This window comes from Flavobacterium chungbukense, assembly GCF_020805785.1.
GTDB classification, from domain to species: domain Bacteria; phylum Bacteroidota; class Bacteroidia; order Flavobacteriales; family Flavobacteriaceae; genus Flavobacterium; species Flavobacterium chungbukense.
This window is the reverse complement of record NZ_JAJGZV010000004.1, coordinates 338,842-346,591: the sequence shown is the minus strand read 5'-3', so window position 1 is coordinate 346,591 and position 7,750 is coordinate 338,842. Positions and strand designations below refer to the sequence as shown.

Annotated in this window: 7 protein-coding genes; 5 read left to right on the top strand and 2 right to left on the bottom strand. The window is 32.4% G+C overall.

Annotated elements, in window-relative coordinates:
• Positions 1-197, bottom strand: a 197-nt coding sequence (locus tag LL966_RS22890; RefSeq protein WP_394799463.1) for a transposase, incomplete at its 3' end; no start/stop codon positions are given.
• Between the two features lie 59 nt (positions 198-256).
• Positions 257-1,663, bottom strand: coding sequence for a DUF4403 family protein (locus LL966_RS15500; RefSeq protein WP_229354516.1), 1,407 nt, complete (start codon positions 1,661-1,663; stop codon positions 257-259).
• 177 nt (positions 1,664-1,840) lie between these two features.
• Between LL966_RS15500 and LL966_RS15495 the strand changes: the two genes are divergently transcribed.
• From LL966_RS15495 to LL966_RS15475, 5 genes are all read left to right on the top strand, one after another.
• Positions 1,841-2,542, top strand: a complete 702-nt coding sequence (locus tag LL966_RS15495; protein ID WP_184157807.1) for an ABC transporter ATP-binding protein — start codon at positions 1,841-1,843, stop codon at positions 2,540-2,542.
• A complete protein-coding gene (locus tag LL966_RS15490; RefSeq protein WP_229354515.1) occupies positions 2,535-3,779 on the top strand; it encodes an ABC transporter permease in 1,245 nt (414 codons plus the stop codon). Before LL966_RS15495 ends, LL966_RS15490 begins: the two co-directional genes overlap by 8 nt.
• A 2-nt stretch (positions 3,780-3,781) precedes the next feature.
• Positions 3,782-5,047 (top strand): ABC transporter permease, encoded by a 1,266-nt coding sequence (locus LL966_RS15485; RefSeq protein WP_229354513.1) that lies wholly within the window; start codon positions 3,782-3,784, stop codon positions 5,045-5,047.
• A 39-nt stretch (positions 5,048-5,086) separates the two neighbouring features.
• On the top strand, positions 5,087-6,208 hold the full coding sequence (locus LL966_RS15480; protein ID WP_229354511.1) for an efflux RND transporter periplasmic adaptor subunit: 1,122 nt from the start codon (positions 5,087-5,089) through the stop codon (positions 6,206-6,208).
• A gap of 86 nt (positions 6,209-6,294) precedes the next feature.
• A complete protein-coding gene (locus tag LL966_RS15475) occupies positions 6,295-7,746 on the top strand; it encodes a TolC family protein (RefSeq protein WP_229354508.1) in 1,452 nt (483 codons plus the stop codon).
• Positions 7,747-7,750 lie beyond the last annotated feature (4 nt).

Below are 7,750 nucleotides of genomic sequence, written 5' to 3'. Positions count from 1 at the left end.
TTGACGTTGTATATCCGATTCTTCCTGGGTAAAAGACCTTCTTTGCCATACTTCTGGTAAAACTTAACCCATTTTCTAAGATTTGACTCGTCAAAATTATTTTCATTCGCAACTGAATTAACTGAACGATGTCTATTTAAAACTTCATTTACGCACAGAAGTTTAAACTCATAATTGTACTTGATTTTTCTTTCCATAAAAATGCCCCCAAATAGTGTCTAACTTTTTGGGGGCAGTTCATTTTAGACTGCTTTCTTTATTTGAGTCCATTTACTGAAACGTTTACTGTCCCGTTTATTTTGATGAAAGCGATAATGGCTTGATTAGTCAATTGAATTTTATCAAATTGAATGTCTTCCATTTTTCCGTTCACGAATACTCCAGGCATCGGAGAATAATTCTTTAAATAACCCGCCATATTTTTTTTGCCTTCTTCTAAATTGGTTTGAATAGAATATCGACAGCTTTCTTCCATTTTTCTTAAAACATATCCTTGAGCCAGCCAGTTAGCCGTTCTCATTAGTTTGCTTTTGGTGTCTAAAACATAATCTAATTTATCGAAATAGATTTCTTTACTCTGCGGATTGTATTGAGGAAATCCATTTAAATAAAGTGTTCCGTTTATAGAGCCTAAAACGTCTAGTGCAATAACCATTTTTCCATTTTTGTGCCAGATAGATACATTTTTTACGGTTACTTTTTTGCCTCCGGATCCAAATTCTTGTCCAGCAAAATTCTTAGTCATAATTTTAGAAGCATCAACATAGCTTGAAATAGCTGCAATATTGGCTGAAATTTGATTTGGAATTTTCGAAACCGGCTTTAATACAATTTTATTGGCATTGAATTTAGATTCGGGCTGTTTACCAACAATTGTTTCCATATTGCATTTCATTCCCATATCCAATAAAAAAGAATCGTTTTTAAGTTTGGCGTTTGTAGAATAGATTTCAATAGGAACAATTCGAAGCCAACTTTCATAAGTATCGCTCATTTGAAAAGGAGTACAAATTTTTTCAACAGCCTGAAGAACATTTGGTTTAAAATCCATTGATTTTTCAATAGCTTCATCTATTTTCTTTTCCAATTTGTTTTTGAAAATAGAGATTGCAGGATTAATTAAGTAGGTAATTGGCATATTTTTGCCAAAAACGTTCATTGTTGGACTTTCACTCCATTCAATAGATTTAAATTCAGTTTTGGTGGTAAGTTTCCAATTTGTCAAAGCGGCTTCGCTAGACAATGTGATAGTTCCGTTTAGGTTAAATTCTCTAACATCGTACAATTCTACACCTAATTTTTTAGTGCCTATGCGATATTTAATATTGGCTTTGAGAGGTAAAATTGTTTTAAGTTTTTTATCGGGATTTGAAGGGTCGTTTTGAATTTTAATTGGAGCTTGTTTCCAAATTTTCATTTCGATATCGTCGTCGTCAATAGTATTGTCTTCATAAATCAATCCATTTAAAACAGCATTGGTTTGATTCTCAATGTCAGTTAATTTTATAGTAATGGGCAGATTAATAAACGAAGGATTAATATCGTAAATCAGCGGACTTGCATCGTCTGGTTCTGGTTTTAATGTATCTAATTTTTGAGAAGATGAACAGCCTGTAAGTAAGGTGAAGGCTGTAAATATTGAAATGACTGAAGTAAGTTTCATTAATATGAATTTTTAATACTGGAGTAAAATTACAAAAACAATCATATTTTCTTAAAAAAGTGTAACAATTAGTAAATATTGAAGTCTTATACAGAAATGGTAACGAAAGTATTAACTTTTTATTATCATAAATTACTTAATAAAAATGTTATTATTGTCTAAAAATTTAACAATACCATGATTGAAATTAAAGATTTACACAAGTCATACAAAATGGGCAGTTCTGAATTGCATGTATTAAAGGGTATTAATTTTAATATTGAAGAAGGTGAATTGGTTGCAATCATGGGGTCATCTGGTTCTGGTAAGTCGACACTCCTAAATATTTTAGGAATTTTGGACGAAGCAGATTCAGGAAGTTATATTTTGGATAAAACGCCTATTAAAAAGTTAAACGAAACCATAGCTTCAAGATATCGTAATAAATTCTTAGGTTTTGTTTTTCAATCTTTTAATTTAATTAATTATAAAAGTGCACTTGATAACGTTGCAATGCCTCTATATTACCAAGGTATAAAAAGGAAAGAACGTTATGAAATTGCAATGAAATATTTAGAAAAAGTAGGTTTAGGAAGTCATTCGCATCATTTACCTAGTGAGCTTTCTGGAGGACAAAAACAACGTGTAGCTATTGCGAGAGCATTAGCTTCTAATCCGAAAGTTTTGTTGGCAGATGAGCCTACTGGAGCTCTTGATACGAAAACTTCTTATGAAGTAATGGAGCTTATTCAAGGAATTAATGATGAAGGGAAAACGATCCTAATTGTTACACACGAACCTGATATTGCAGCAATGTGCAAAAGAAACGTAGTCCTAAAAGATGGGCTAATTATTGACGATAAAAAAGTAGAACAAGTTAGAGCTTCGTCTTATGTTTAATATCGAGCGTTGGCAGGAAATATTTGAAGCCATTTCTAAAAACCGTTTAAGAACATTCTTAACCGGAATTTCTGTGGCTTCTGGAATTTTTATTTTGGTGATTTTACTTGGTGCGGGAAAAGGTCTTCAAAACGGAATTGAAAAACAGTTTGAACGTGATGCTGCCGGAATTATTGAGGTTTGGACAGGAACAACAACTAAAGAATACAAAGGATTAAATCCTGGCCGTCAAATTCAGTTTCGAAATAGCGACTACAATCAATCTATTCAAAAGTTTGAAGACAAATTAGATTTGAGAGCTTCAACACAGAATTATTGGGGACAGTCTTTTGCTTATGGTAAAGAGTCTGGTAATTATCAGTATCGAGGAGTAAATCCAGATTATGGAGGTATTGAAAATTTAACCATAGTTCAGGGGCGTTATGTAAATGCTAAAGACTTGGAAAGCAATGCGAAAGTGGCTGTTATCGGAATGAAATTAAAAACCGATTTGCTTAAAGATAAAAATGCTATTGGAGAAGAAATCTTAATCAACAATATTAGTTTTAAAGTAATTGGAGTTTTTACTGATCCAGGAGGAGAAAGAGAAGAAACCCGTGCTTATTTGCCATTAACTACTGTTCAGAAAACTTTTGGTGCTGGCGATAAAATTAGCAATATGTTTTTTACCTTAAAAAAGACAGATAATTATGATGAAGCATTAGCGCAATCTGAAAAGTTTACTCAAGATTTAAAGAACCTGTTAAAAAGCAAAAATCTAGTTGCTCCTGAAGATGATAGTGGTATAGGGGCTTATAATTCAGTTAAAGACGCTAAGCAGTTTTATGATTTGAATTTATATATTAGACTGTTTTTCTGGTGGGTTGGTATTTGTACTATTATTGCTGGAGTTGTAGGAGTAAGTAATATTATGCTTATTATAGTGAAAGAGCGTACGAAAGAAATTGGCATTAGAAAAGCTCTTGGTGCATCGCCATTTTCAATCATTTCTATGATTCTTCACGAATCAATATTTATTACAACAATTGCTGGTTTTGTTGGTTTACTTGGAAGTCTTCTTTTGTTAGAATTTGTTGGGCCAATGGTTCAGAGCGAATTTTTTAGAAATCCGGAAGTAGATTTTAGTGTGGCATTGACCACCTTAGTTTTGCTCGTTTTTGCCGGAGCCATGGCTGGATTTTTCCCAGCTTACAGAGCTGCCAAAATTAAACCTATTGTAGCACTTAGAGACGAATAATTATGTTTAGTAAAGATAATTGGGACGAAATTTTACAGGCTTTAACAGCAAATGTATTCAGAACTATACTGACTGCTTTTGGTGTGTTTTGGGGGATATTTATATTAGTGATATTACTTGCTGCTGGAAACGGTCTCGAAAATGGTGTAAAAAAAGGATTTGATGGAATAGCAACCAATACAATGTTTATGTGGAGTCAAACGACTTCAAAAGCCTATAAAGGTCTGCCAAAAACACGCCGTTATGATTTTAGAAATAGTGATGTGGCAGCATTAAAACAAGCTATACCAGATTTATTGTATGTTTCGCCTAGAAATCAACTTGGAGATTTTAACGGAACAAATAATGTTGTAAGAGGAACTAAAACTTCAGCCTTTACAATTTACGGAGATTATCCAGAGCTGATTAAACAGCAGCCAATGGATATTATTAAAGGACGTTTTGTAAATCAGCAGGATATTAATGAACGAAGAAAAGTTGCGGTAATTGGAAAAGGTGTAATCAGCGAACTATACGGAAAAGCCGAAGAAGCTGTAGGAACTTATATAAAGATTAACGGCATTAATTTTATGGTGGTTGGAGTTTATACCTCTAAACAGCAAGGAGGAAATGCTGAACAAGAACAAAAAAATATTTTTATCCCGTTTACTACCTTTCAGCAAGCTTTTAATTATGGTGATAAAGTAGGCTGGATGGCATTAACGGCAAATGATGAAGCTTCGATTACAGAACTAAAGCCAAAAATTTTAGAAATTATAAAAGCGCTCCATTCAGTTAATCCTACGGATGATCGTGCAGTCGGAAATTTTGACTTATATGAACAATTTAATAAAGTCCAAAGTTTATTTAATATTCTAAAAGTGATTGCTTATTTTGTTGGAACCTTAGTTTTGATTTCAGGAGTAATAGGTATTTCTAACATCATGCTTATTGTGGTTAAAGAGCGTACAAAAGAAATTGGAATTAGAAGAGCTTTAGGGGCAACACCAGGAAATATTAGAGCACAAATATTATCAGAATCTATATTTTTAACCATTATTTCAGGTATGCTCGGAATAGCGGTCGCAACAGGAATCATAGCATTATTAAATATCGCATTAGATGCCATGCCCCCCGGCGGCAATACCATGTTTGCCAATCCTAGTGTAGATTTAACAGTAGTGTTTGTGGCTTTATTAATATTGGTCGGCTCAGGATTGCTTGCAGGATTTATTCCCGCTCAGACTGCGATTAATGTTAAGCCAGTAGATGCTTTAAGAACAGAATAAAATTATCAATCAAAATAAATCGATTAAACCAAAAAACAAATGAAAAAAGGAGTAACCGTAACCATTTTAATATTTATTGCAATTGTTTTTTTTGGCGCACTTTATTATTTGTATGCTAAAAATCAAGAACCACCAGTTGTATTTAAAACGGAGAAAGCAGAAATTAAGACTATCGTAAAGAATACTATTGCGACAGGAAATATTCAGCCTGATGAGGAAGTTCTAATCAAACCAAATATTTCAGGGATTATTGAAGAGGTATACATTAAAGCTGGTGAAAAAATCAAAGCTGGCGATATGATTGCTAAAATTAGAGTTGTAGCAAATGTTTCTAATGTAAGCAGTACTCAAAATCAAGTTACAACGGCTAAAATTGCTTTAGACAATCAAGAAAAACTGTACAAGAGACAAAAAACATTATTTGAGAAAGATGTAATTTCTGCAAATGATTTTGATGCAGCTCAAGTTGCTTACAATCAGGCAAAACAAACTTATTTGGCGGCAAAACAAAGTTTGGATATTGTAAAAACAGGAACTACTTCGTCATTAGGAACTTATGCAAATACATTGATTCGTTCGACGGTAAACGGGATGGTTTTAGATGTTCCGGTAAAAGTTGGAAATCAGGTAATTGAAAGTAATAATTTTAATGAAGGAACAACAATAGCAAGTGTTGCAGATGTTGGAAGAATGATTTTTATTGGGAAAATCGATGAATCTGAAGTTGGAAAAATCAAAGAAAAAATGCCAATTGAAATCACAATTGGAGCTATCGAAAACAAAAAATTTGAAGCAGTTTTAAATTATATTGCACCAAAAGGGGTAACCGAAAACGGAGCAATTCAATTTGAAATAAAAGCGCAAATGATCAATAGAGACGATACTTTTATCAGAGCTGGATTGAGTGCAAATGCTTCTATTATTTTAGAAAAAGCAGATAAAATCTTAGCTATTAAAGAATCGTTAGTTCAGTTTGACAAAAAAACACAAAAACCTTATGTGGAGATTGAAACCGCTCCACAAAAATTTCAGAGAAAAGATCTGGTACTTGGAGTTAGCGACGGAATCTATGTTCAAGTTAAAAGCGGTATAAAAGATACAGATAAAATAAAAATCTGGAATCAGGGCTTGATTAATGAGGGAGATAAAGAAAAAAAATAAACTAATTTAAAAGTTTAAGGATCTTTTTGGTTTTAAAAAATGTTAAATTTGCGCGGTTCGATTTACTGCGCTTTCATTAAAAAAATATGAAAATAAACAAATATAATAGTCTCGTTTTTGCAATGTTATTCGGTTTCGGATTAACGAGCCAAGCGCAATCAAAACAATGGACTTTAGAAGAATGCGTTAGATACGCATTAGAAAATAATATTACGATAAAGTTGACAGAGCTTGATTTAAAAACGGCTGCAATCGATAAAAAGGGTGCAATTGGAAATTATCTGCCATCTGTAAATGCAAATGCATCGCACTCTTGGAACATTGGTTTGAACCAGAATATTACAACAGGTTTGCTTGAAAACCAAACTACACAATATTCTTCTGTAGGAGCTTCTGTAGGAGTCGATATTTACAAAGGACTTCAAAATCAAAATAATTTAAGAAGAGCTAATCTTTCTATTGTAGCTGCAAAATACCAATTGTTAAAAATGCAGGAAGATATTTCTTTGAATGTTGCCAGCGCATTTTTACAAATTTTATCTAATAAAGAAGATCTTAAAGTTAAAAAAGAACAATTGGCAATTGATGAAAAACGCTTTGCCCGTTCTGAAGAAATGGTAAATGCTGGAACAATTCCGCGTGGAGATTTATTTGATTTAAAAGCAACTGTTGCTACAGATAAGCAAAATATTGCCGTTTCTGAAAATAATTTATTAATATCTAAATTAAGTTTAGCACAACTTTTACAATTAAAAGAATTTGCTGATTTTGATGTTGTTGATGATAATAAATTGGAAGATCAGAACAATATTTTGGCACAATCTCCAATTGAAATTTATGATAAAGCTAAAGAAATAAGAACAGACTTAAAATTAGCACAAACCAACCTTGAAATTGCCGAGAAGAATGTAGTTATCGCTAAAGGAGCTTATCAGCCAACTTTAAGTGCTTTTTACAATTTTAATACCAGAGCTAGTTATTCTGATATTATAACTGGTTCTACCTTAAATACTGCAAATCCAACTTCTCAGATTGGATATGTGCAAGGAACAAATCAACCCGTTTTAAGAGACAATTATTCATCTGTTTTAGGTAATGCACAACCTATTTTTGATCAGTTTAATGACAATAAAGGACAGTCTTTCGGATTGCAACTTTCTGTGCCGATTTTTAATGGTTTTTCTGCTAGAAATAATGTAGAAAGAAATAAAGTAAATTTAGAAAAATCTAAAATAGATTTAGAGCAAAAAAGTTTAGATTTACAGCGTAATGTTTATACTGCATTTACAGATGCAAAAGCAGCTTTAAACACTTATGAAGCTTCGACTGTTACTTTGGAAGCAAGACAGCAAGCTTACAATTATGCAAAAGAAAAATATGATGTAGGTTTGATGAATTCTTTTGATTTTACACAAGCTCAAACATTGTTGACTAATGCACAATCAGATGTAATTCGAACAAAATACGATTACATGTTTAAAATTAAAATACTTGAATTTTATTTCGGAATTCCAATTGTTCCAATTATTACAAAATAATTTA